The 22,934-nt window shown below is 41.0% G+C and carries 19 protein-coding genes and 2 pseudogenes; 10 read left to right on the top strand and 11 right to left on the bottom strand.

Translation table 11 applies throughout. The features are described 5' to 3' along the window. From H6G26_RS09105 to H6G26_RS09090, 4 genes are all read right to left on the bottom strand, one after another. Complete coding sequence (locus H6G26_RS09105; RefSeq protein WP_190728942.1) at positions 1 to 2,235, bottom strand: ATP-binding cassette domain-containing protein; 2,235 nt, start codon at positions 2,233 to 2,235, stop codon at positions 1 to 3. 261 nt (positions 2,236 to 2,496) lie between these two features. After that, the gene (locus H6G26_RS09100) at positions 2,497 to 3,654 is read right to left on the bottom strand and encodes a glycosyltransferase family 4 protein (RefSeq protein WP_190728941.1); all 1,158 of its coding nucleotides are present in this window, start codon (positions 3,652 to 3,654) and stop codon (positions 2,497 to 2,499) included. Between the two features lie 3 nt (positions 3,655 to 3,657). Next, complete coding sequence (locus H6G26_RS09095; RefSeq protein WP_190728940.1) at positions 3,658 to 4,710, bottom strand: glycosyltransferase family 2 protein; 1,053 nt, start codon at positions 4,708 to 4,710, stop codon at positions 3,658 to 3,660. A gap of 72 nt (positions 4,711 to 4,782) precedes the next feature. Next, positions 4,783 to 5,790, bottom strand: a complete 1,008-nt coding sequence (locus H6G26_RS09090; RefSeq protein WP_190728939.1) for a hypothetical protein — start codon at positions 5,788 to 5,790, stop codon at positions 4,783 to 4,785. 362 nt (positions 5,791 to 6,152) lie between these two features. Here H6G26_RS09090 and gloB point away from each other — a divergent pair, with 362 nt between their 5' ends. From gloB to dnaB, 3 genes are all read left to right on the top strand, one after another. Then, positions 6,153 to 6,926 carry a hydroxyacylglutathione hydrolase gene (gene gloB / locus H6G26_RS09085; RefSeq protein WP_190728938.1) on the top strand — a complete coding sequence of 258 codons (774 nt, stop codon included), beginning with the start codon at positions 6,153 to 6,155 and terminating at the stop codon, positions 6,924 to 6,926. A 199-nt stretch (positions 6,927 to 7,125) separates the two neighbouring features. Further along, complete coding sequence (gene rplI, locus H6G26_RS09080; RefSeq protein ID WP_190728937.1) at positions 7,126 to 7,584, top strand: 50S ribosomal protein L9; 459 nt, start codon at positions 7,126 to 7,128, stop codon at positions 7,582 to 7,584. A gap of 185 nt (positions 7,585 to 7,769) precedes the next feature. Further along, on the top strand, positions 7,770 to 9,131 hold the full coding sequence (gene dnaB / locus H6G26_RS09075; protein WP_190728936.1) for a replicative DNA helicase: 1,362 nt from the start codon (positions 7,770 to 7,772) through the stop codon (positions 9,129 to 9,131). A gap of 61 nt (positions 9,132 to 9,192) precedes the next feature. Here dnaB and H6G26_RS09070 read toward each other — a convergent pair whose 3' ends face one another. Both H6G26_RS09070 and H6G26_RS09065 read right to left on the bottom strand, forming a co-directional pair. Further along, positions 9,193 to 9,744 carry an FKBP-type peptidyl-prolyl cis-trans isomerase gene (locus tag H6G26_RS09070; protein ID WP_190728935.1) on the bottom strand — a complete coding sequence of 184 codons (552 nt, stop codon included), beginning with the start codon at positions 9,742 to 9,744 and terminating at the stop codon, positions 9,193 to 9,195. Positions 9,745 to 9,822: 78 nt separating this feature from the next. Further along, a complete protein-coding gene (locus H6G26_RS09065) occupies positions 9,823 to 10,149 on the bottom strand; it encodes a phasin family protein (RefSeq protein ID WP_190728934.1) in 327 nt (108 codons plus the stop codon). Positions 10,150 to 10,479: 330 nt separating this feature from the next. Here H6G26_RS09065 and H6G26_RS44240 point away from each other — a divergent pair, with 330 nt between their 5' ends. Then, positions 10,480 to 10,689 carry a hypothetical protein gene (locus H6G26_RS44240; RefSeq protein WP_347242451.1) on the top strand — a complete coding sequence of 70 codons (210 nt, stop codon included), beginning with the start codon at positions 10,480 to 10,482 and terminating at the stop codon, positions 10,687 to 10,689. A gap of 88 nt (positions 10,690 to 10,777) precedes the next feature. On the opposite strand, the gene H6G26_RS09055 is transcribed toward H6G26_RS44240, so the two are convergent. Beyond that, positions 10,778 to 11,188, bottom strand: coding sequence for a 2TM domain-containing protein (locus tag H6G26_RS09055; RefSeq protein WP_190728933.1), 411 nt, complete (start codon positions 11,186 to 11,188; stop codon positions 10,778 to 10,780). 765 nt (positions 11,189 to 11,953) lie between these two features. On the opposite strand from H6G26_RS09055, the gene H6G26_RS09050 reads away from it, so the two are divergent. Beyond that, on the top strand, positions 11,954 to 12,355 hold the full coding sequence (locus H6G26_RS09050; RefSeq protein WP_190728932.1) for a fasciclin domain-containing protein: 402 nt from the start codon (positions 11,954 to 11,956) through the stop codon (positions 12,353 to 12,355). A gap of 170 nt (positions 12,356 to 12,525) precedes the next feature. On the opposite strand, the gene sfsA is transcribed toward H6G26_RS09050, so the two are convergent. Continuing rightward, positions 12,526 to 13,251, bottom strand: a complete 726-nt coding sequence (gene sfsA / locus H6G26_RS09045; protein ID WP_190728931.1) for a DNA/RNA nuclease SfsA — start codon at positions 13,249 to 13,251, stop codon at positions 12,526 to 12,528. A 246-nt stretch (positions 13,252 to 13,497) separates the two neighbouring features. Here sfsA and H6G26_RS09040 point away from each other — a divergent pair, with 246 nt between their 5' ends. Further along, the gene (locus tag H6G26_RS09040; RefSeq protein WP_190728930.1) at positions 13,498 to 14,166 is read left to right on the top strand and encodes a 2OG-Fe dioxygenase family protein; all 669 of its coding nucleotides are present in this window, start codon (positions 13,498 to 13,500) and stop codon (positions 14,164 to 14,166) included. A 2-nt stretch (positions 14,167 to 14,168) separates the two neighbouring features. Here the strand turns inward: H6G26_RS09040 and H6G26_RS09035 are convergent. Next, positions 14,169 to 14,524, bottom strand: a pseudogene (locus tag H6G26_RS09035) (DUF711 family protein); the annotation flags it as partial. A gap of 53 nt (positions 14,525 to 14,577) precedes the next feature. Between H6G26_RS09035 and H6G26_RS09030 the strand changes: the two are divergent. Then, positions 14,578 to 15,321, top strand: a pseudogene (locus H6G26_RS09030) (tetratricopeptide repeat protein); the annotation flags it as partial. A gap of 56 nt (positions 15,322 to 15,377) precedes the next feature. Here H6G26_RS09030 and H6G26_RS09025 read toward each other — a convergent pair. Both H6G26_RS09025 and H6G26_RS09020 read right to left on the bottom strand, forming a co-directional pair. Then, positions 15,378 to 16,652 (bottom strand): ATP-binding protein, encoded by a 1,275-nt coding sequence (locus tag H6G26_RS09025; protein ID WP_190728928.1) that lies wholly within the window; start codon positions 16,650 to 16,652, stop codon positions 15,378 to 15,380. Between the two features lie 97 nt (positions 16,653 to 16,749). Further along, positions 16,750 to 17,427 (bottom strand): response regulator transcription factor, encoded by a 678-nt coding sequence (locus H6G26_RS09020; RefSeq protein ID WP_190728927.1) that lies wholly within the window; start codon positions 17,425 to 17,427, stop codon positions 16,750 to 16,752. Positions 17,428 to 17,484: 57 nt separating this feature from the next. On the opposite strand from H6G26_RS09020, the gene H6G26_RS09015 reads away from it, so the two are divergent. The 3 genes from H6G26_RS09015 (at position 17,485) to H6G26_RS09005 (ending at position 22,860) form a co-directional block, all read left to right on the top strand. Then, the gene (locus H6G26_RS09015) at positions 17,485 to 17,916 is read left to right on the top strand and encodes a hypothetical protein (protein ID WP_347242450.1); all 432 of its coding nucleotides are present in this window, start codon (positions 17,485 to 17,487) and stop codon (positions 17,914 to 17,916) included. Between the two features lie 177 nt (positions 17,917 to 18,093). Further along, the gene (locus tag H6G26_RS09010; protein ID WP_190728926.1) at positions 18,094 to 19,443 is read left to right on the top strand and encodes an efflux RND transporter periplasmic adaptor subunit; all 1,350 of its coding nucleotides are present in this window, start codon (positions 18,094 to 18,096) and stop codon (positions 19,441 to 19,443) included. 243 nt (positions 19,444 to 19,686) lie between these two features. Then, positions 19,687 to 22,860, top strand: a complete 3,174-nt coding sequence (locus H6G26_RS09005; RefSeq protein WP_190728925.1) for an efflux RND transporter permease subunit — start codon at positions 19,687 to 19,689, stop codon at positions 22,858 to 22,860. Positions 22,861 to 22,934 lie beyond the last annotated feature (74 nt).

Raw genomic sequence — 22,934 nt, 5'->3', positions numbered from 1 at the left:
TTAAACTCTATCCTCAAAAATCTTTAATTTCTCTAGTAGGTAAATAGCAGAGTTATAAGATTCTAAAATTAATGGATTTTGTTTTTGGGGTTCGGATTTTAATTTATCGGCTAGCGATCGCAGAGAGCTAAGAATAGGATAGATACGTGTGCGAAACTCATCTGAGATATTAGTAAAGTTTTGATACTGGTCATTTGTCTTTTGATCCATATCTGACGATAACTGCCAGTTAATTTTCAGGTTAACCACATCGTCTAATACATCAATGGCGTTGAGAACCCTTAAGGCTGAATTGTATGATTCATCAATTAATTCGTGCCTTTCTTCGGAATTGTCTACCAGATCGTCAACTAATAGCCCCAGGAAACCAATCATTGAGTTAAGCCTCGTCCGCAGTTCGTGAGAAATTCGGTTAAAGCTGGGATTCGTTTTGGTGGAAGTTTCAGCCTGATCAGCAAATTGCATTGAATAGAGGCGTGAGTAGTAACCACCTTTTTGTAAAAGTTCTTCATGGGTGCCGATTTCTACTACACTTCCTTGGTCTAAAACGGCGATTTGATGGGCTTTTTGGACTGTGGAAAGGCGGTGAGCGATTACTAGGGTTGTGCGATCGCGACTTAGCTCATCGAGTGCAGCTTGCACTAAGCGTTCAGAAACTGTATCTAAAGCACTGGTAGCTTCATCTAAAATTAGAATTTCGGGATTTTGCAGTAGTGCGCGAGCGATCGCTAATCTTTGCCTTTGTCCACCCGATAGCATCACACCGCGATCGCCAATTTGCGTATCAAATCCTTGAGGTAATTTGCTAATAAACTCATAGGCGTTTGCTCGCTTTGCGGCTATGAGAATTTCATCATCACTAGCCTCTGGTCGTCCATAAGCAATATTGTTTTGCACCGAATCATTAAAGAGAAACGTATCTTGACTGACAATCCCCATCGCCTTCCGCACCGATTTCAAATCGAAATCTCGCAAATCTATTCCGTCTAGGGTAATACAGCCAGATGTAAGGTCATAAAATCTCGGTAAGAGGTCTGCCATTGTTGATTTACCAGCACCAGAACTACCCACCAAAGCCAGAGTAGTACCGCGTGGTAAATATAAATTGACATCCCGAAGTACTATGTTTTGATGATTAGGGTACGAAAAACAGAGATCCTTAAAATGCACTCCCTCTTTTAATTTCTCATAAGGAATTGTACCGTTTCCCATGAACGGTTTATTATCATGACGTAAAAAATCAGTGACAATATCAACACTAGAAGCAGTATTAGCAAAACTACTCCGAAGACTATTTAACTGAGAAATAAACGGTAGTAGTCGCAATAGTAACAATAAATATGTAATCAAAACGGCTGATACTAAACTAAGCTGTTCAGCAAATAAAGTGCGACCCAAAAAGACAATCACGATTAAAGCTATAATGCCTGTAACCTCGCTAATTGGTGCAATCGCCTCAGAATTAACTTGAGATTGAAAATCTGCTTTTTCTCGATCACGAATTAGCTTTTTAATCCGTTTATATTCTCTGTCTTCATTTCCAGTTGCCTTTACTAAACGAATACCATTTAGCATTTCTAATACAGAAATCGAATAAGCTTTGGACAGCTCCGAAAGCTGGGCACCAAAATCCCTTGAGCGGTAAATCGCGTACTGATTGATTAACGTCACCAAACTTAGCAACACTGTAGTGGCAATGGTCAACTGCCAGGAAATTGACAGCAACAAAGCCACAAAAACTAAAATCGTAATTGCCAGTATGATTAACCTTATAACACTGCCTATGGCACTAGCAGCACGACTAATTTCTCCTCCAAGACTGTTGATGAGATCACCAACTTTCATTTTGCTGTAATAATCTATGTCAATATCTAGTAATAGCTTCAAGCCTGCTTCTCGCATATCTGATGTCAACGTCCGTGTTAATGAACTCGACACCAAAGTCCCGATATAGCTAGCTAAATTTTTTAAAATAATTACAAATACAATTGAGCCAGCCATCACCGTTAGGCGGTAACTTTCAGGAACCTGCTCAAAGGGAGAGATAATGGATTTAATAATTGGCGGAGCGCCTGTTAAATCTACAGGTTGACCTACTATCTGAAGAATTACTGGCACAATAAGTGTCGTACCCACACCGTTAAATAAAGCGCCAGAAAATCCAAACAAGATCGTCAAAAAGATCCTAAATGGATAAGGTTTAGCAAATTTTACTAGTAATTTCCTGTTAGACATTGGGGGTTTATATTATAAATTTATAGTTTTATAGCGGCTATAAAAAGTACTATACATAAAGCTTCTCAGGTTAGAGCTATTATTGTATATAGATATACTAAGCCTGTTACAAGATTTTTGATGAAGTTAAATCTAGTACAGTACGGCGTAAATAAGCAGACCATTAAAAATACCTAAAGAGCTTATTCTGTAATACTTTTGACTTTTGACTTCCGTCTTGCGGTACTAGGTTAATCATAGATTTATAATCATGCACCATCCTTACAAGCGGGAAATTAACTCAGATAAGGTAGCTCCCATCGCTTCTAAGCTGTACTTTTCTAAACATCTTTCTCTAGCCTTTCTACCTTGCTCCTTTGCTTGTTCTATATCGGCAAATATCAGTTGAATCTGTGCAGCAATTTGTTGGGGACAATTAGGATCAACTAAATAACCAGTTTCTGCTAAAATTTCGGGAATATCTCCTACTCGTGTGGATAAAACAGGTTTAGCCATTGCCATCCCATCTGTTAGCTTTAAAGGGAATTGGGCACGAGCAATTATGCTATCTCTCTGGGGAACAACTACAACGTGAGCAGCTGCCACAACCTCAGGCATAACCTCAACAGGACACTTTGGTAACTTAATAATCCAACGTCCCCATTTTTGAATCAGCTGCTGATCATAATCATCGTAAGGACTGCCTCCTACAATTACTAATTTCAAATCTTGCTGATTCAACTCATCTAAGGCTATTAAAACATCCTCAACTCCCTTGTGAGGTCTTGGCGCACCAGGAAACATGAGAACTCGATACTTTGCCAAACCATAACGCTCTCTGCTGATCTCTGGGTTATATTTATCAGGATCAAACATGGCAGTATCTTTGCCATTGGGCAAATAAACACCCCCAAAGCGGTTTTGAAGAAACTCAGTATCTATCGTAATCCCATTGGCACGAGATACTAAACTTTCCATCCACTGGAGATAAAGTGGATGATCGGGAAATCTTAATGCACCATTTTTCTTCAAAATGTCCCTAGCAAATTGCTTAAGATTAGGGCGATACTTCCATTCAAAACCTCCATGCCAGCTAAGTTCCCAGTCATCCATATCTAAAAGTAAAGGACGACGACTAGCTAATTTATGCAGTAAAGGCACACCAAAACTTGTCGGTTTAGGTTTGACTGCATAAATAATGTCTCCATCTAGCTTTTGCCAAAGTTTTTTAGCTGAAGTAAAAAACTCAGGATAGTTTTTACCATCAATAGCAACTACTGGTATTCCTTTAGGAGGAATAGCATATAACTCTTGACCAAATAAAAATCCTACAATCTCAACTTGATAGTCGATTTTTTTTAGAACTTGAGCTAGTAAAAAAGCTCGAACTGAGCCTCCTCCAGACAAGTCACTTACAACTAACGAAACTTTTCCTTTCATATATTAGTTGCTTTCGTCACTGTTACCATAACTACTTTTTGGTTTTTTGAACAAGTTGATGAACTGTGAAAAAATAGATATAAATTTTTGACCGCGTGGCCCCCGGTATTTCTCATAAAGTATAAAACTGGGAGTAATTAGCCTAGTTTGATAAATTAGCTTCACTAAATACCTATGATTAATCTTGATTTTTTTATTTAATAAATACAAAGGAGGGGAAAATATTTTAATTAGCCGAGCAAAATTATCTTGCTCTTTTTCTCTAATTGCTTCTTTAAGCAAAAAATTTATGCCCACTTGGCATAAAGGGACTAAATCATGATGCTTACTGCACACTGTCTCATAGAACAATATGTAATAAGCTTTCATATAAGGCCAGTTATTAGTTCTATTAGACTGATGCTTTGTATAATATGCTCCTATCATAGGTGTATAGATAAAATTAACATTGGCAATTAAAAGGTCTATTGTAAAATCTCTATCTTGCAAAGCTTTTAAGCGCTCATCAAATTTTTTTTTGTATTGGACATTTCTATCCATCAATAAACCTTGCTGAAGCAAGGGAAATGGAGAATCAGCTAAAAAATCAGGGATAAGTAATCGCTCAATCAATTGCTCTCTTGATAAAGAACCGACTATATTTTCCTGTCTGTTAATAATTTGTTGTTCTTTGTCTATAAATACCCGTTCATAATCTGTATATAAAACAATATTTTCTTGAACATCTAAGGTACTTAAATGATCTAATTGAAATTTAATTTTATCTTTGTGAATCCAATCATCCCCATCTAGAAACTTAATCCACTTACCTTGTGCCTGTTTAAAGCCAAAATTACGACTTGATGATACTCCGCCATTTTCCTTATAGAAGTAACTAACTCTTGAATCTAAACTGATCAATTGTTGAGCTACTTCTTGTGTATTATCAGTAGAGCCATCATCTACCATAATACATTCAAGGTCGGTAAATGTTTGCGATAGTACGCTTTTAACCGAGCGTTCTAGATAGCTAGCTTGATTAAAACAGGTAACAACGATTGAAACAAGTGGAGTCATTGATTAAACATTCTTGTTGAAAAGGTATAGTTCAAAATTCACGTTGGAGAAAATTAATTAGAGGAAAATAAATTAAGCTGGTATTTTGATTGAAATGTTGGCACGCTGCAAGTAATATTTGAGGAGTGCTGTATAGATGCGGTCTATTGATGGCAATGCATACTTTTTATCAGGATCACCGTCATGTGAACCCCAAATTACTGGGAAAGGATTTGGTTCCCACACAATGAGCTTTCCCTGTTCGTCATAGCTGTAATCAAAAGCCATAAAATCAAAACCTAATGCTTTGCGTGCTTGCTGCAAAAGTTCGTGATTGGGGTCTTCTCCACTGAAATAAGCAATCTCCTCTGCTATTATTGATTCATTAATTACGCGATTATCGTTGTCGCGTACTTCCCAAGATTTGGAAACCATTAAAGGGCCAGGGATACCTTCATCTCCCATAGCGAAGTAGCGATACTTACGATACAAACCATCTTCTCCCTTAACATCCAGAAATTCTACTGCAATAGGCGCAATAAACTTTTCAAAAGGGATGTTTGCCAAATCATCAAGATTTTGGACGAAAAAGATTTGGCAGCCATGCACCCAGTCTTCACGGATAAAGAAAGGAGTTGACAATCCTGCTTGTGTCTTTTTGAAATCTTCTGGATCGGTAATCGGCACTGTCTTAGCGGTGCGAATGCCCTTTATGCTACCAATCCGTTGTGCTGCTAATGATTTAATTGAATTTGAGAGGTTATCAATAGGATTGACAATGGGAATGTTACGTTTTTTACATTCTGCTTCTATTGGCTGGGCATATTGATAAATATGCGGAAATCTTTCTTTGAGGGGATCTTGTAGCCAAGGTAGAAATAGGGCATAACGATCCCAGTCATTTATCTCACAAGGGAGATAATGGAGTTCAAACAGATGTGCTGCTTCAGGTACATTTTGACTTACCCAATAAATAAAGTAGTCATTGTATGTAGACTGGTGATCTTTCTGTCGCACAACAAGTATGCGCTTTGGATATCGGATGTTGTTTATGGCATCCCGAATTCCTGAAATTACCTGTTGTTGAAATTCTTTGTACATAAAGGGTTTCTAACGTTAATATAGTTTTGGATGGGATTTTGATAAAATGTGAGCTATTGGTACTAAAAATTTTAGTTAGTTTTTGTTGACAAAAATTTGCCACTGTTATTATTCATAACTAAGGTTTTATAGATTAGAGAATGGTTTTAATATAAGCTATCTCTTACTTTTGAACTTTTTTAGGGCAAGGATGAATCAGCCTTTAATATGTCATAAATTATAGAAAAGTGCATATTTTTAGTTAACTTCAGATATTAAGCTTCAATAAAGTTAACGTCATATTTGCTAGTTCGTCTAGCGAAGTTTCACATAAGTATGATGTTTTTTATACTAAATATCTACTCATAAGGGAGGCAAAGGTAATGCAGGTAATCCGTCTTGAGGCACTCTCAGACAACTATATATTTTTGTTGTACGATCGCAGACAAAATATCGCTGCTGTTGTAGATCCAGCAGAATCTCAACCAGTATTAAAAAAACTGGCAGAATTAAAGGCTGAGTTAGTAACAATTTTCAACACGCACCACCATAAGGATCATGTGGGTGGTAATAAGCAATTAATAGAACAATTCCCCCAACTGATAGTTTATGGAGGAGCCGAGGATCGTGGTAGGATTCCCGGACAGCAGGTGTTTTTGCAACAAGGCGATCGCGTCGAGTTTGCAAACCGCATAGCTGAAGTTGTCTTCGTTCCCGGACATACCCGCGCTCACATAGTTTACTATTTCCCTCCCGAAAAAGCTGGTGAAACAGGCGATTTATTTTGCGGCGATACCTTATTTTCTGGCGGTTGCGGTCGCTTGTTTGAAGGAACACCGGCACAAATGCTGGACTCTTTGAGCAAATTGCGCTCTCTACCCGATGATACACGCGTCTGGTGCGCCCACGAATACACCTTAAAAAATCTACAATTTGCCCTAACTGTAGATGGCGACAATACCGACTTACATAGACGCTTCAATGAAGTAAAAGCTTACCGTAGTCGAGGAGAAGCTACCATCCCCTCGCTGCTGGGTGTCGAGAAGCACACCAACCCCTTTTTACGTTGGGATCAGCCATCATTACAATTAACTGTTAAGAGTAGCGATGCAGTCCAAACCTTTGCGCGGATACGGGAAATGAGAAATAACTTTTAGGAATTGGGCATTGAGCATTGGAGAAAGGTTCATCTTTTCCACTCCTCAGATTTTTCTCTCACTAATAGTTGCGATCGCACCCTTTCTTTCGCTACGATCTGTAAGCTTTAGGGTGTAGGCAAAGAAGCTTGGAATACAGCAGTGACATTGTGAGCTATCTTACCCAAACCCGAATTAATCAGATTTTACAGGAAAAACGATGGCGAAACGCGTACAGTTAGTTTTAAATCAGGATATCAGCAAGCTGGGAAAATCTGGCGACTTAGTGGAAGTAGCTCCTGGCTACGCTCGTAATTATCTGATTCCCCAGAAATTGGCAACCAATGCCACTCCTGGTATTCTCAAGCAAGTAGAACGCCGTCGTGAGCAAGAGCGTCAACGGCAGTTAGAACTCAGACAACAAGCTCTTGAGCAAAAAGAAGCTTTAGAAAAAGTTGGCAGCTTGACAATTGCCAAGCCAGTTGGTGAAAACGAAGCAATTTTCGGTACTATCACCACTCAAGATGTTGTAGATGCAATTAAGGCAGCCACCAATCAAGAAGTGGATCGGCGTGGCATTACCATCCCCGATATTAACCACCTTGGTACTTATCAAGCCGAAATCAAGCTGTATTCTGATGTAGTGGCACAAGTCGGTATTCAAGTCGTCGCTAGTTAACTCAGGAGGGGAGGCGGGGACGCAAAGATGAGGGAGCAGGGGTAATAATACCTAACTTTGCCAATTTTAGATTTGGAATTTTGAATTTTGGATTGAAGAAAAAATCTAAAATCTAAAATCTAAAATCTAAAATTGAATGACTCCCATACTCCTAACTAGCTTTCATCTCAAAACTAAAATCGTTTATGGCTGAAGAACTTAGTTTTAAAGGCGATGGTAGCGATGCCTACGGCGGTAAACTACGCCTCCCGCCGCAAAATATTGAGGCGGAAGAAGCGATTTTGGGTGGTATTTTACTAGATCCAGAAGCGATTAGTCGAGTTAGCGATCGCCTCCTTCCAGAAGCTTTTTACATTAGCGCTCACAAAGATATTTATCAAGCAGCTGTGAGGCTCCACACCCAAGGTAAACCCACAGATTTGCTCTCAGTCACAAGTTGGCTGACTGACCATGATATGCTTGCCCGCATAGGCGGCAGAAATAAATTAGCAACTCTGGTAGACCGCACAGTGTCAGCCGTGAACATCGACGCCTTAGCAGGGTTGGTGATGGAAAAATATCTGCGGCGACAGTTGATTAAAGCTGGCAATGAAATTGTACATCTTGGTTACGAGACAGAAACCGAGTTACCAACTGTTCTAGATCAGGCAGAACAGAAAGTATTCGGCGTAACTCAAGAACGTCCCCAATCGGGTTTAGTTCACATTTCTGATACTTTAATTAATAATTTTCAGGATATTGAAGATCGAAATCAAGGCATTGCCTTACCTGGTATCCCCTGCGGATTTTACGATTTAGATGCGATGACTAGCGGCTTTCAGCGTTCTGATTTGATTATTGTCGCGGGCCGCCCATCAATGGGAAAAACAGCATTTTGCTTAAACCTTGCTCATAACATTGCTGCTTCTTATAAATTGCCAGTTGCTGTCTTCAGCTTGGAAATGTCCAAAGAGCAACTGACGCAACGTCTATTAGCTAGCGAAGCCCAAATTGAAAGTAGTTATCTGCGAACTGGCCGCTTGAGTCAAACACAGTGGGAACCTTTAAGCCGTGCTATTGGTATCCTCTCGGAGATGCCAATTTATATTGACGACACGCCGAATATTACAGTTACGCAAATGCGTAGTCAGGCAAGAAGATTACAAGCAGAAGTTGGAACTGAATTAGGTTTGATTGTAATAGATTACTTGCAATTGATGGAAGGAGCAGGCGATAATCGCGTACAAGAGTTGTCAAAAATTACGCGTCAACTCAAAGGTTTAGCGCGGGAATTATCTGTACCAGTTATTGCTTTATCTCAGTTGAGTCGAGGTGTCGAAGCACGTACTAATAAGCGTCCGATGTTGTCAGATTTACGTGAATCCGGCAGTATTGAACAAGACGCGGATTTAGTAATAATGTTATACCGTGATGAATATTACTCTCCAGATACTCCCGATCGCGGCATTGCAGAAGTAATTATAGCTAAACACCGCAACGGGCCTACAGGTACTGCGAAACTTTTATTTAATCCACAGTTTACAAAGTTTCAAAATTTAAAAATTTAGCTTTTGAATTGAGGGCTAGGGATTGGGAAAAACTAATGCCCAATTCCCCATGCCCTAGTTTCTACTTAACTCCAAGCAATTCCACATCAAACAACAGAGTTGCGTTGGGTGGAATTACGCCACCAGCACCACGAGCGCCATAACCTAACTCTGAGGGGATGATTAACTGACGACGACCGCCTACTTTCATGGTGCTAAGTCCTTCGTCCCAACCTTTGATTACTTGTCCAACACCAATTTTAAAGCTGAAGGGTTGGCCGCGATCGCGTGAACTATCAAACTTAGTACCATTTTCTAAAGTGCCAACATAGTGAACTTCAACCGTTTGTCCAGGTTGAGGAGTCGCCCCAGTTCCCTCTTTTAACTCGACATACTTTAATCCAGAGGGGGTAGTTACGACATTATCATCGGACGAGGGGGTAGTTAGGGCATTAGCATCAGACATAGTATGGCTCGCAATTAGAGTATTATTTTCAGTTAAAGTTGTGGGCGCTGGCAGCGTTTGGGTTAACTCGGCAGCAATGGCAGTATTCTGTTTACTGCCTACTTGCCCCACAACCAAAAGCACAACGCACGCCAGCATGAACGCCACGCTGAGGAAAATTGCTTTCAAAATCAGTTCTCCTTACTTAAGTATCCTGGCAAAAACATTACCAATAGGACACAATTAGTTTAAATCAGAAAGGACATCCTAACGCCAAAGCTTATTTTCTAAATCGCGCAATTGACGCTCTAAACGGTCAATTCTACCCCGTAGTTCATCCACTTCCGACTGGCGAGCCACCCCCAAATCTTGCATCATATTTCGCATTTGCCGTTGCATTTGAACATCGAAGTTTCCTTGCTCCGACTTTAACTGCTGGGCAATATCATCTATAACTGCCTTGGCTTGCTCAGGATTGAGCTTACCGTCTTTAACTAAATCATCACTGACTTGGCGCAGTTTTTCTGCGACTATAGACGTTGTGCCAAGACCTACCATCATTAGTTGTTGCAACCAGTTGTTGTTGCTGTCCATACTCCCTTCCTCTTACTTATTTCAAACCAGCCGATCCTTGCTCCTGAGTGTAAGCAATCAAGCTATGCTAAAAGCGCAGTTATTCTAGCCTACATCTCTATTTTGGCAAATTAGCAAACACAGAGATCCCAGGGTATGTTTATAGAACGACTCAAGTTTAAGGTTGCCCCCAATTTAAGAGAAAATTTTATCCAGAAGGACGCATAAATTTGGACAATAGCCCTGGCTTAATATCCTAGATTTATTGCTAAAGAGGTTTGGATTAGCCTCAACGGCCACACAGAAGTTATCCTCATCATTTGTTCGGTAATGCTGAAGCAGTGGAAAGCCATGCCCCAAGCAGATTTACAGACTAATGAAGCTAAATCCATCCAAGCACTTAGAGAATCTTATCTAAGAGTAGAGTTAGCAAAGTATCAAGTACGGAAATTTCCCCATTTTTGGGTGAAAGATTACTCTCATCTGGTAGATAAGCAGCTAACTTCCGTCATAGGGAATAGTGAAGCGATCGCCACAAAAACTTATAGGAATTCAACTTAGCTTATTTCACGGCAATTTAAGTCATTGGTACTAATGACCAATGACTAAAGACTAATGACTAATCCCCATTTTTAAAAGTAGGAAAAAGTTAAATTTTTGCACGCCATTTCTGAAAGGCTATCTCGTAATCTTCTGATTTACTCTGATAAACGCTCCACCAATGAAAAAATAGTCCTAACCCCCATCCTAATATTGGGAAGATAACCCAAAAATAACTAGGACTAGTTATTAGATTCAAAAGAATAAGGAATAAGTTCACAGCTATAAATGAAACAAAGTGTGTCCCAAATGCTCTGCGTCGGAAAGCATTAAATGTACGTTTTGAGCGTTCCTCTTCTTGTTGAATTAACCAGTTTTTTTCAGTTTTTTCCAAAATATCAGAAGAAATACCTAACTCAGATGCCATTTCTATAAGTTGTTCTCGTGAAAATTCACCTTCCTGTCTACGAGTGAGCGCTATTTGCAGGATTTTTTGTACATCTTCAGAATCGTAAGTCATTTTAACTACCTTATAAGTTTGTGTGTAAATGCGCCTTTGATTTCACGAACTGTTTAAAAAATTTCGTTCAATTCAGTTAGCGAATGGCTCCACATTTTGCACCCAATAATTAGCTAAACTTGTACCCCTATTATTTTCTCACAATTAGTTTATGGCTACTGTATTTGTCAATACCTCTATATTGCTTTTAAAATATTCAGTCAAATATTATCATTAGTAATATCAACAAATATTGATAATTACAAAAGTAAATTTATCCTTTTTTAATGATGGTTTTATATTAACTAAAAAAACTATATCTGCATCTGATTTGGATGCAATAGACACATAAATTTTATAAAAATAGTTATCAACCATTGCCTCGCCTAGATTTTAATTTGTATAATTTAACCGACAAAAACTCATGAAATCAGAGCAACTAAATTTATGGTGATTCTTAATTTTGGATTTTAGATTTTGAATTCAAAGCAAAGCGACTTGACGCACCTTTTTTATTGAGGTTGTATGGCGATCGCTTCTACCGATGTATAGAAAAACGAGCAATGCCTGCAGCGTAAACTACGTATCCTAGAAGTGCTGGGAACTCATCCACTCAGACAATGTACATATAATTTTCTACTTGTATAAAAATATAGAGAGAGAATTATAGAGAATTATTTATGCTATCAATAAAAAAAATTATTCGCCCTACGTCTAACGATAGATAGATTTTATTGAATAAATAGTTTAGATTTGTAACAAGTTACACAGAACTAGGTAAAGCACATGGCCAATATTGTTGACACCGCCGCTAATAATGGTTCTTTCAACACACTAGTTGCAGCAATCCAAGCAGCTGGTTTAGTAGATACACTGAAAGGCCCTGGGCCATTTACCGTCTTCGCACCTACTGATGAAGCGTTTAATAAGCTTCCAGCAGGAACAGTAGACGCATTACTGAAAGATATTCCTAAGCTCACAAAAATCTTGACCTATCATGTTGTATCAGGCAAGGTACTAGCTGCTGATGTAGTTAAGCTAAAGACAGCTACAACAGTTGAAGGTTCAGATGTAAAAATTGACGCTTCTAATGGCGTTAAAATCAATGATGCAACTGTTGCAGCAGCAGATGTTGCTGCTGATAACGGTGTCATCCACGTAATTGACACAGTTTTGATTCCTGCATAAGCAAACGTCAGAATAGCTAATGCTATTTCTGGGGCGGCGACTATCTGTAGTCGTTTCTCTATTACAGTCTGGTTGAATGTTTTTTAGTAAACACCAACTACCAATAAATCCATCTAGATACTGTCTAGATGGATTTATTGTTTTATGCGTTTATATTTAATTAGGTGTAATCAAATTTTTAGTTTTGCCAAACCCAAATAACGGATACCTTCGGGGGAAATATCAAAACGGCAAGGTAAGACTTCTAAACCGAGAGCGATCGCATCGCGTAATAATTTACCATATATAGGATCAGTGCGATCGCCAGGCGAGAACTCAGTACAATCACCACGATTGATAAAGTAAAACATCACTGCACGAGTTAGAGGTAGTAGCGCCATTAGTTCTCGCAGGTGCTTTTGTCCTCTTGTAGTTTCCGTGTCAGGAAATAAAGCTAATCTTCCCTCAGATAAAGTTGTATTTTTCACTTCTAAATAAATCGGGCGTTCCTCATCACTCCCCGTCAAGAAAAAATCTACTCGACTTTTTTTATCTAGTCCATAAACTACCTCGCCCTTGATTTGGCTATAGTTGCCTAATTCTGGGAAAAGGTGTTTCGTCAAAGCTAGCTTTACAATCCGATTGGGCAAAAAAGTATTTATGCCTACCCAAGTCGGTTCGTTGTCATGTACCTGAATTAGTTCTAAGGTGTAAGCCAATTTGCGGTTAAGATTATCGCTTTTGGAAAGTTGTACCGCACTTTGGGGAGTTGATACTCCAGTCATAGGCCCTGTATTTGGACAGTGTGCTGTCACTATTTCGCCAGAAGCAAGTTGAACGTCAGCAAAAAACCGCTTGTAACGCTTGAGTAAAATACCCGGATACAAGGGTGGGTAGCGATAAAGCCAATTTATCATTATAAAAAAACCTTGTTGCTGCTAGTAAATATACGTCGATTCCTTACCTATCTACCTCTCAATAGCAGATATTTTCAACAGCTACTCCGCCCTGCGGCAGAATTTGAGTAACTTTATATATCATAGATTGTCAATTTTTGTAGTCAAATTAACAACATAGTAATAAAAAGTAGCATACACTAAGTATTATAAGTCTCCCATAAAGAAAAATCCGGGAGAATTTCAATATGCAAGGAGGTAAATCCTATGCAAAAATTGGGGACAGCAACGGAATTAGAATATGCTTTTCTGTTCACTCTAAGAAAGGTAAATTCGATAAATCCAGAAGGTTTCAAGCCATTTTTTAGTAATATGCCTATTGACCCTTATATCAAAGGCAACTATCGTTCGAGAAGATTATCTCGGTTTATAGTTTCTGGAAATGGTTTAATCAAATTACCTCATGGCTACTTCTTTCAAAGTAAAGAGCAAAATCCATTAATGGGTGACATCAAAAGAGAGTTTGCAGAATTAGATGATGCACTCATAAAGCTTGATATTTTTAAAAATCTTGTTTTAGCATTTAGTGATTCTTGTAAGCTCCACCCAGAAGCTGAAATCGGAGTTCATCAAATTAGAATTACTTGTTCACCAGGTAATTTTGGCAATCTAGCGCCTGAAGGTATCCATCAAGATGGTACTGATTTTATTGGCATATTTTCAGTAGATAGAAATAATATTCAAGGTGGAGAAGCACATTTGTATACTGCCAAAAAGGAAAAACCTGTGTTTAGCAAAGTTCTAAATCCGGGCGAACTATTATTGGTTAACGATCATGAATTTTTCCACTTTGGCAATCCCATCAAACCACAGACTGATGCTCAAGGAAGCTTGGATGTTTTTGTACTGACTTCTCCTAGCTTACTTTCAGAATAATTCTAGTCAACTGTAAATATTTTGCAATTTACGAAACATGGGGAATTGAATCTAGTCATTTCCCCAGTTTTTTATTTGTAATTGGAAATAATCGTGCTGATAGTGGTTGATTTAACTTGATGGCTAAAGTTGGCATATAAATTAATAAAGCTATAATTTTTTCTATCGTTATATTACCTAGAATCGGAACTGTATCCAGTCCACATATAATAAATGTGTAAGTAATAATATTATATGTTTGCTCGTTAGCCCTGTTAGCTAGTCCGATATCTTCACAAACCGGAAGCAGAAGTCCAGAGTAACCACAGATTTTTCCTGATGCATTTTTCAATACACAAGAATGAAGCAAAGGCACGCTGAATAATTAAAATATTAACTAACTCAATCAACTAAACAAATGCCATGAATGACGAATTCTACAATAGAGGATTGGAAAAAGCTAGGCGAAAAGACTACGCTGGAGCAATTGAGGAATTTAATCATGCTTTACAATTGACACCTTACTTTACCGAAGCTTACTGCTGCCGTGGGGTTGTGCGTTGCAAAATGGGGAATTATCGAGAAGCGATCGCTGATTTTAATCAAGCATTGGGACTAAATTTTCAAGATGCAATTGTTTATCGCAACCGAGGTAAAGCACGTTCTGTATTGGGAGATCATCAAGGTGCGATCGCGGATCTTAACCAAGCACTCCAGATGCAACCGGAAGATCCTTTAATCTATATTGCCAGAGGCAATGCCTATCGGGCAATGAGTAACTATCTTGGTGCAATAAAAGATTATACCCAAGCGCTGCAAATAAACCCTGATGATGCTCAAGCTTACTACAATCGCGGCATTGCTTTTACTTGCATAGAAGAAATACAAAGTGCTCTGGAAGATTATCAACGAGCGGCAAGTATTTTTTGTGAACAAGAAGATTGGGGAAATTATCAACAAGTCTTAAGTAGCCTAGAAAAAATTCAAAAATTTAGTCCACAGTCAAAAAAGCAAAAAGATAACCTGCTACGTCAGCGACTTTTGCGAATGGTTGGAGGATATTGGGAAATTGCCGAACGATTAATTCAGCAAAAGCAAAATTATTATCCTGGGATGTCAGACGAGTGGTATTTGCAAAAAGTGATTGATGACTTAGAACGCGATCGCAATAGGTGAAGAATTCAGAAGCTAGAATTTAGGAGGCCGATGAATTTAGCCGAAGTGAGTCAGAATCAAAGTTTCAGGGGAAGGCTAATTTGAAATGTGGAGCCTTGACCTAGCATACTATTTACAGTAATTTGCCCACCGGATCGTTGCACAATTTGTTGAGCGATCGCAAGTCCGAGTCCAAAGCCGCCTGTTTGCCGAGATCGGATAGTATCTACACGATAAAAACGATCAAATATATGTGGCAAATCAGTCGATGGAATACCAATCCCGTTATCTTTGACCTGAATTACCGCGTAGTGAGACTGGATAAAAAGATGTAATTGTACCTTACCGTCTGCTGGTGTGTATTTAAAGGCATTAGTCAGTAGATTAATCACAGCTTGTTTGAGCAAATTAGCATCGGCTTTTAAAATGAGCGGATGCTCTGGAAGGTGAGCATTGAAATTGAGACTTCGGGCAGGAGCAAGGGCTGCGAACTCCTGAGCAAGCGATCGCAATATTTCACACAAATCAACGGATTTTAATACGGTTTCTGCAAGCGAGCCATCATAACGCGACAAAAAAAGCAGATCATTGATCAGCGTACTCATGGACTTAGCAGTTCGGACGATATTTTGCAACCGCAATCTTTGCTCCAAGGGGTCTTCGGGAGGCATCAGGGCAACTTGAGCATTGCTCAATACCGTAGCAACGGGTGTGCGTAGTTCATGAGAAGCATCGGCTGTAAATCGCTGCAATTGCTGATAAGCACGAAGGCTTGGTCGCATTGCCAATCCAACCAAAAACCAACCTGTGATACCTATTACACCAAAGGTCACGGGAACCCCGAAAGTCAGAAACAAGCGGGCTTGGTTCAGTCCAATGCGTAGAGAGTTCATTGGAGTTGCTGTTTGGAAGTAGCCAATCAGCACCTTACCTTCCAAAACAGGAAGTGTAACTTGGCGAATCCAGGTTTTTGTACTAGATGATTCTGAGCCTACTGGTACTTCTAACGTTTGAAATCCAGGTTTCGCGCTCAACTGTTTGCCACCTGATGAACCGATAAACTGTAAAAGTTGTTTATTAGAGTTATACCACCGTGCGTAGATTAGCCCGCCATTCAACGATACACCGCTTTCTACAGGAGTCTGGGTGCGCTGATTTTGCCATTGACTTTGATAAAGTGAGTATTGGGTTTTAGTAGCGAAGGCTTTACTTTGTGAAAATAGTTCGTCGTCAAAAACCCGCAATTGTTCTTCTACACTCAGACAATAGCCCACCCCTGCAAAAGCGAACAAAATTCCACCCATTGACAGGGCAAACCAGTGAGCAAGATTACGACGGCTATGATCAAACATTAGTCATTAATCATTAGTCATTTGTCATTCGTCATTTGTCATTTGTCATTGGGCACTGGTTATTAATTTTTATCCCTCCCTCATCTCCCTCATCCCTTCACAAATTTGGAGGATTTATTCGATAGCCCATGCGATGCACTGTTTCTATCCAATCTTTGACACCAATAGTCTGTAGGCGCTGGCGCAGGCGGCGAACCAAGGTAGTAACCGCGTTACTTTCTGGTTCCTCTCCGCAGCTCCAAAGGGCTTGCTCAATCTGGTTATGAGATAAGACCTGACGGGGATGACGCATTAAATACTCCATCAATTGAAACTCCCGGCTAGAAAGTTGAGTTGTCAACGAACCAAGTTCGAGCGTCAAAGTGGATAAATGAAGTTCCAACTCGCCCAAGCTAAGTATATCTCCTTGCCACATGGGCGATCGCCGTCCTAGCGCCCGAACTCGTGCCAATAACTCTAGAACATCCACAGGTTTTACTAAGTAATCATCGGCTCCAGCATCTAAACCCATTACCTTATCTAAAATCGTGTCTTTCGCCGTCAGCATCAATACAGGAGCCAGCTTACCTGCTTGTCGATATACTTGACACAATTCTACGCCACTCACTTTAGGCAACATCCAATCTAGAATCAGCAAGTCATAGTCTTTGCGAAAAGCAAACCACTGTGCTGTTTCCCCATCAGCGATCGCATCAACTGTATGCCCCACCTTTAATAAGGCTGCCCGTAGTGGCTCTAACTGCGATGGGTCATCTTCGACTAGTAAGATCAACATCCCATTTGCTCAGGTTGCCGTAATTTTTCCTTGCTAATTTTAGATTAAGGTAAAAGGATGACGCAAAAGCGAGGGGAAACACTCAACCTTATACCTTCCATGCAGCAACTTCAACTTTTTCAAGCGTTGCGATCGTTAGGCATTGTGTTTTGGTTGTCCTTGCCATTGATTGGGTTAGTTTTTTGGCTGGGGAGCGGCTTTGTAGGAGATCGGATTTTAAGTCGCTCCAATCTCACTAAAAAATATCTGCTAGCAGATACTCAATCGGCACGACAGATTATGAAAAGGATAGTAGCGATTAAGGTCGAAATTCTCCCCGAAAAAGGAATTTCACGGGTTAACGTTAAAACCAATAACTCAGTTCTTACAAGGATAGTATTTGAATTTCCAATAACTGATATAAGTAAACTTGAAACTGCTCTTAGTCAAGAGTTAGGCTTACCACGCGATCGCGTTAAAGAACTAATAGTTGAGTCGAATGACAAATGACACTCACTAACCTTGACATTTCTTTGTCATATTTATCTAATAAACTACAAGAAAGGTAACGTAATTTTACTTATATCTAAATAATTGACTGTTGATAGCGAACATTTGACTATTCATTGTTCACTTTCAAAGGTTAATTTTTAGCCCTTAACCCTCAGTAGCCCACCGTTAATTGCTATGGATACTTCTGAAAATCAAGTTTCAACGGTTGAAACCCAATCAGATAGTTCTGTGCCTTCTGAGTTAGCACCTACTCGTTCGCGTAAACCTTGGTTCTGGAGATTGCTGATTTTATTTCTGGCAACTGGTGGCATTATCCTCTGGCGGATGTTCGCTCCTGGTGGCGCACCACGTTCTTCTGTTGCACAACAGCAAGGGCCACCTCCAAAACCAATTGAAACAATCTCTCTGGCAACTGGAAGTGCTACAAGAAGTGTCCAGTTGTTGGGACAAGTAGAAGCCACTCAGCAGTCAACAATCCGCGCTCAAACTAGTGGAATTGTCAAGCAAATTTCAGTGCAACCGGGCGATCGCGTGACAATAGGCATGGCGATCGCTTTACTTGATGATACCGATCAGCAATTGGCAATTAGCCAAGCACGAGCGCAACTGGCACAACAACGAAGTAATCTGGCACGTTTGGAAGTTGGTACTCGTCCTGAAATCATTGCTCAACGGCAAGCGGCTGTTACATCTGCGAAGGCGCGAGAACTGGAAGCACGGGATAACCTGAAACGTACTAGCGATCTTGTTAAAGAGGGCGCTTTATCTCAAAGATTGTTAGTGGAAGCCCAAGCACAATTGGCTAACATCCAAGGAGAACGATTAGAAGCCGAAGCAGAACTTGCTGAAGCGAAAGCTGGGCCGATTCAAGAAGAAATTGCCGCTCAACGAGCAAATGTAGAAGCAGCAAAAGCCACCTTAGCTCAAGCAGAATTAGCCCGCCAGCGAACTCGAATTTTGGCATCAGAATCGGGTATAGTGCAGACTCGCCATATCAGTAACGGTGATTTGGTACAAAGTTCTGGTCAAATTGTCACCTTAGTAGCGGGCGATCGCTTCGATATTTTCCTAGAGTTACCCGAAGAACTCAGTGGTAAAGTTACCCCAGGTATGACAATCGATCTCACAACTCGCGCCCTACCGCAATGGAAACAACGCGCCACCATCACTGCTGTAGTCCCTTCTGCCGAAACTGCTTCCCGTCGCCAGCGTGTGCGTGTCCAAATTAACAAACCCCCCACAGGATTAATACCAGGAATGGCGATCGCAGGCAACCTAAATATGCCCTCGAACCGCTCTAGCTTTGTGGTGTCACGAGATGCATTAACCAGAAGGCAAAACGAGTGGCTAGTTTTTGCAGTTGCTGACGGCAAAGCTAAACAAATTCCAGTCGAGATGGTTTCTGACATGGGTAAAAATGTCGCAATTTTTCATCCCACTTTACGCACCGGTCAACGCATTGTGCTACGTGGCGGTGATGGATTGCAAGATGGTGCGCCTGTAAAGATAGTTGATCCAACGTGATGGAGGCAGGAGGCAGGAGGCAGAAGGCAGGAGGTTGTAATTTAGATGAGGCTTCAACCCAGTCTAATTCCAGTCCATCAAATCCTCCTACCTCTCTTGTTAAAACATAGGTTGTACCACACTTCCATAGACTTCTTGCAGAAGTCGGTTAAAGAGGAAGAATCGTCTCTTTCTCCTTTAACTTTCCTTCTTCAAAATACTGGAAACCCAGTTTAAATATGACTTTCTGAATTACTAATTAATATGAATTTTATTGAAACCGCCGTTCGTTGGCGACATGGAACTTTTGTTTTGTTTTGCTTGCTAGGAATGTTCGGGGTGTTCTCCCTACTAAAGTTACCCCTAGAATTGCAACCAGGAGGCGATCGCCCTGAGATTACGATCACAACTACCTATCCGGGCGCAGGGCCAACAGAAGTAGAAGACCTGATTACCCGCCCCATCGAAGAACAGATGCAAGAGGTGCTAGGTGTCCAAGAAATTAGCAGTACTTCTCGTGCTGGACGCAGCAGCATTACCTTAGAATTTGCTCAGGATGCCAACGCCAGAGAACGGATGATAGATGTTCTCAACCGCTTGCAACAGGTGGAAAGCTTGCCTCCAGAAGCGCAGGAATCGAATGTAGAACTGGTGGGTGGTAACAGTTCACCGATGATGTGGATTCCCTTTGATACCAAAGAAGGATTTAAACCAGATGCAGACCGTTATCGGGACTTAGCAGACGAAGTGGTGATTCCCCGTTTGCGGCGAGTCGAAGGAACTGGACAATTTTTGTTAGTGGGTGGACAAGAACGAGAAGTCGAGGTGAAGGTTGATCCGAAAGCACTAAGCGATCGCAACCTGGCAATTGGCGATGTAGTACAAGTTCTTCAACAAAACAACCGCGATATTCGGGGTGGGCCATTAATTCTAGGACGACGGGAATATCGAGTCCGCACAATCAGCCGATCGCAAGATTTATCACAAATTGAAGGCTTTGTGCTGCGACGTGACCAATCGGGCACAGTTTACTTGCGAGATGTGGCACAAGTACAGATGGGACGCAAACCGCAAGATAGTGCGTTAATGTTCAACGGCAAATCTGCGGTGGCGATAGGTGTGATTCGTCAAATTGGGGCGAATGTGCCTGAAATTGCCAAAGGTGTCCGGGCGGAAATTGCAGCATTACAAACTGAGTTCGACAGGGAAAATCAAGGAATTCGCTTTGTCTACAACTACGATGAAAGCGAATATATTAACCAATCTGTGGCTTTCGTTCAAGAGAACTTGGTTAGTGGTGGATTGCTAGCAATAATTGTCTTGTTGCTATTCCTGGGTTCGATGCGAACCGTTGCTGTAGTTGCCATAACTATTCCTATTGGCACAATTGCTGTATTCATTGTTATGTCTGCATTTGGACGAACATTGAACATCATCAGTTTGGCAGGACTAGCGTTTTCTGTGGGCATGGTGGTGGATAACTCAATTGTTGTAATTGAGAATGTCTTTACCCATATGCAGCAGGGCAAAAACGCACTTCGGGCAGCAATCGATGGTACTCAGGAAGTCTGGGGCGCAATGCTCGGTTCTACTTTGAGTAACATAGTCGTGTTTGTCCCGCTGTTAATGGTGACGGGTGAAGCAGGACAACTCTACACCGATATGGCGATCACTCTTTCTGCCTCTTCTCTATTCTCGCTATTTGCGGCATTAACTTTAGTACCAATGCTATCGGGATTGTTCCTGAAACAATCGGAAGCGATGCAAATGATGCAGGGTGGAGAATATCGGGGCGGTAATTGGTTTGAGCGCATGGTGGCTAAAACCTCTGCGGTGTTTCGTCATTTCCAAGGCAAACTGGAAAACTTTCTCGCCGCTACCGTTAGTTGGTCACTGGGACGTAGGCATATTCGTCGCAGATTAATTGTGCTGTCGATTCCGATTGTTTTATTAGTAGCTAGTATTTTTCTGTTACCACCTGCCGATTATTTACCCGAAGGAAATCGTAACTTAGTTGTATTGCGGGCGGAACCTTTGCCGGGAACCAGTATCCCCGAAGCGATTCGGCAATCTGAATCTGTGCAAAAATTTCTGCGATCGCAACCAGAAGTTGAGCGCATCATGTATGTTGACCGTCCAGGCGCACTGCGCGGGATTGCAACTATCTTAAAACCAGAGTTTGCCACGACTACGGGACTCGCTGACATGGTGGATCGGTTACGCGCCCAAAGCAGTAACTTTCCTGGATACCGTTTTGTAATCCCAACACGAATTTCTATCTTCCGCGATCCGGGTAAAGAATTTGAAGTGGATATTGTTGGGGCTGATTTAAATCAGATTGGTGACTTAGAAAAGCAAATTACCGGGAAATTGCGATCGCTTGAAGGGGTTCAGAATGTGCGCTCAAACTTTGTATTGGGTGCAGGAGAATTACAAGTGATTCCCAACCGCGAACGCATCGCCGAAGTAGGACTTTCAGAAGCGGAAATTGGTTCGATGGTAGAAGCAGCCTTGGGTGGTCGAGTTGCCTCTGACTACATTGATGGCAAAGAAGAATTAGATGTCTCGGTGGAACTACAAAACACTGCTGTGGAAACGCCAGAGCAGCTACGACAATTGCCTTTATATGCACAAGGACGACAAGTACAACTTGGCGATATTGCCGAAGTTCGTGAAACAACGGGAGCCGATGCCATTAACCACGTTGATTTAGAGCGTTCAATTAGTCTCACTGTTTCCCTTGCACCAGATGCCCCCCTTGCTACGCTGGTAGAACGTACCGAAGAGGAAATTCTGGCTCCTCTGCGTGCCAGTTTACCAACAGGCTATCGGCTAGAACTGTCAGGTTCAGCAGATCAGTTAGCAACAACTGTTGGTCAATTAGCTGCTGCCTTTGCATTTTCGATTTTGATTACTTACTTGTTACTGGTGGCTTTGTATCGCTCATTCCTCTACCCAGTGGTGATTATGGCAACAGTGCCGATGGGTATGAGTGGCGCACTATTGAGCCTAGTGATTGCTAACCTGATTCCGGGAATGAATGTGGCATTGGATATGATTACAGCCTTGGGATTTGTGATCCTTACAGGTGTGGTTGTTAACAACGCCATTTTGCTGGTTGATCGCGCCTTGCAGCTTCAGCAAGCAGGTGAGGATTATGATGCATCCTTATATAATGCGACAAGCGATCGCCTACGGGCCATTTTCATGTCTGCTGGAACTAGTGTATTGGGGATGTTACCGTTAGCGGTTTTACCAGGTCAAGGTTCAGAGTTATACCAGGGGTTAGGCATTGTCTTAACAGGTGGTCTGGCTTTTTCTACGATTTTGACTCCTACTGTTGTACCTGCACTTATGGGTTTACTGTACGATCTTTCTGGACGGAAATCACCGCGATCGCCAAATGCAAAAAAACCAGACGAACTAGTTACTAACTAGGTATTGATTTTGTGGGAAAATCGTCGAAAAACTTCATTTGAAGTCGAAATATCCAGCTAATTACCCACATTTCG

The sequence above is a fragment of the Nostoc sp. FACHB-888 genome, assembly GCF_014696655.1.
GTDB lineage: Bacteria > Cyanobacteriota > Cyanobacteriia > Cyanobacteriales > Nostocaceae > Nostoc.
Note: the sequence above shows the minus strand (reverse complement) of the source record. Positions and strands in the feature narration are given on the sequence as shown.

Coding starts and splice junctions, on each gene's coding strand:
- H6G26_RS09105 (WP_190728942.1), bottom strand. CDS start 2,235: ATGTCTAACAGGAAATTACTAGTAAAATTTGCTAAACCTTATCCATTT.
- H6G26_RS09100 (WP_190728941.1), bottom strand. CDS start 3,654: ATGAAAGGAAAAGTTTCGTTAGTTGTAAGTGACTTGTCTGGAGGAGGC.
- H6G26_RS09095 (WP_190728940.1), bottom strand. CDS start 4,710: ATGACTCCACTTGTTTCAATCGTTGTTACCTGTTTTAATCAAGCTAGC.
- H6G26_RS09090 (WP_190728939.1), bottom strand. CDS start 5,790: ATGTACAAAGAATTTCAACAACAGGTAATTTCAGGAATTCGGGATGCC.
- gloB (WP_190728938.1), top strand. CDS start 6,153: ATGCAGGTAATCCGTCTTGAGGCACTCTCAGACAACTATATATTTTTG.
- rplI (WP_190728937.1), top strand. CDS start 7,126: ATGGCGAAACGCGTACAGTTAGTTTTAAATCAGGATATCAGCAAGCTG.
- dnaB (WP_190728936.1), top strand. CDS start 7,770: ATGGCTGAAGAACTTAGTTTTAAAGGCGATGGTAGCGATGCCTACGGC.
- H6G26_RS09065 (WP_190728934.1), bottom strand. CDS start 10,149: ATGGACAGCAACAACAACTGGTTGCAACAACTAATGATGGTAGGTCTT.
- H6G26_RS44240 (WP_347242451.1), top strand. CDS start 10,480: ATGCCCCAAGCAGATTTACAGACTAATGAAGCTAAATCCATCCAAGCA.
- H6G26_RS09055 (WP_190728933.1), bottom strand. CDS start 11,188: ATGACTTACGATTCTGAAGATGTACAAAAAATCCTGCAAATAGCGCTC.
- H6G26_RS09050 (WP_190728932.1), top strand. CDS start 11,954: ATGGCCAATATTGTTGACACCGCCGCTAATAATGGTTCTTTCAACACA.
- sfsA (WP_190728931.1), bottom strand. CDS start 13,251: ATGATAAATTGGCTTTATCGCTACCCACCCTTGTATCCGGGTATTTTA.
- H6G26_RS09040 (WP_190728930.1), top strand. CDS start 13,498: ATGCAAAAATTGGGGACAGCAACGGAATTAGAATATGCTTTTCTGTTC.
- H6G26_RS09025 (WP_190728928.1), bottom strand. CDS start 16,652: ATGTTTGATCATAGCCGTCGTAATCTTGCTCACTGGTTTGCCCTGTCA.
- H6G26_RS09020 (WP_190728927.1), bottom strand. CDS start 17,427: ATGTTGATCTTACTAGTCGAAGATGACCCATCGCAGTTAGAGCCACTA.
- H6G26_RS09015 (WP_347242450.1), top strand. CDS start 17,485: ATGACGCAAAAGCGAGGGGAAACACTCAACCTTATACCTTCCATGCAG.
- H6G26_RS09010 (WP_190728926.1), top strand. CDS start 18,094: ATGGATACTTCTGAAAATCAAGTTTCAACGGTTGAAACCCAATCAGAT.
- H6G26_RS09005 (WP_190728925.1), top strand. CDS start 19,687: ATGAATTTTATTGAAACCGCCGTTCGTTGGCGACATGGAACTTTTGTT.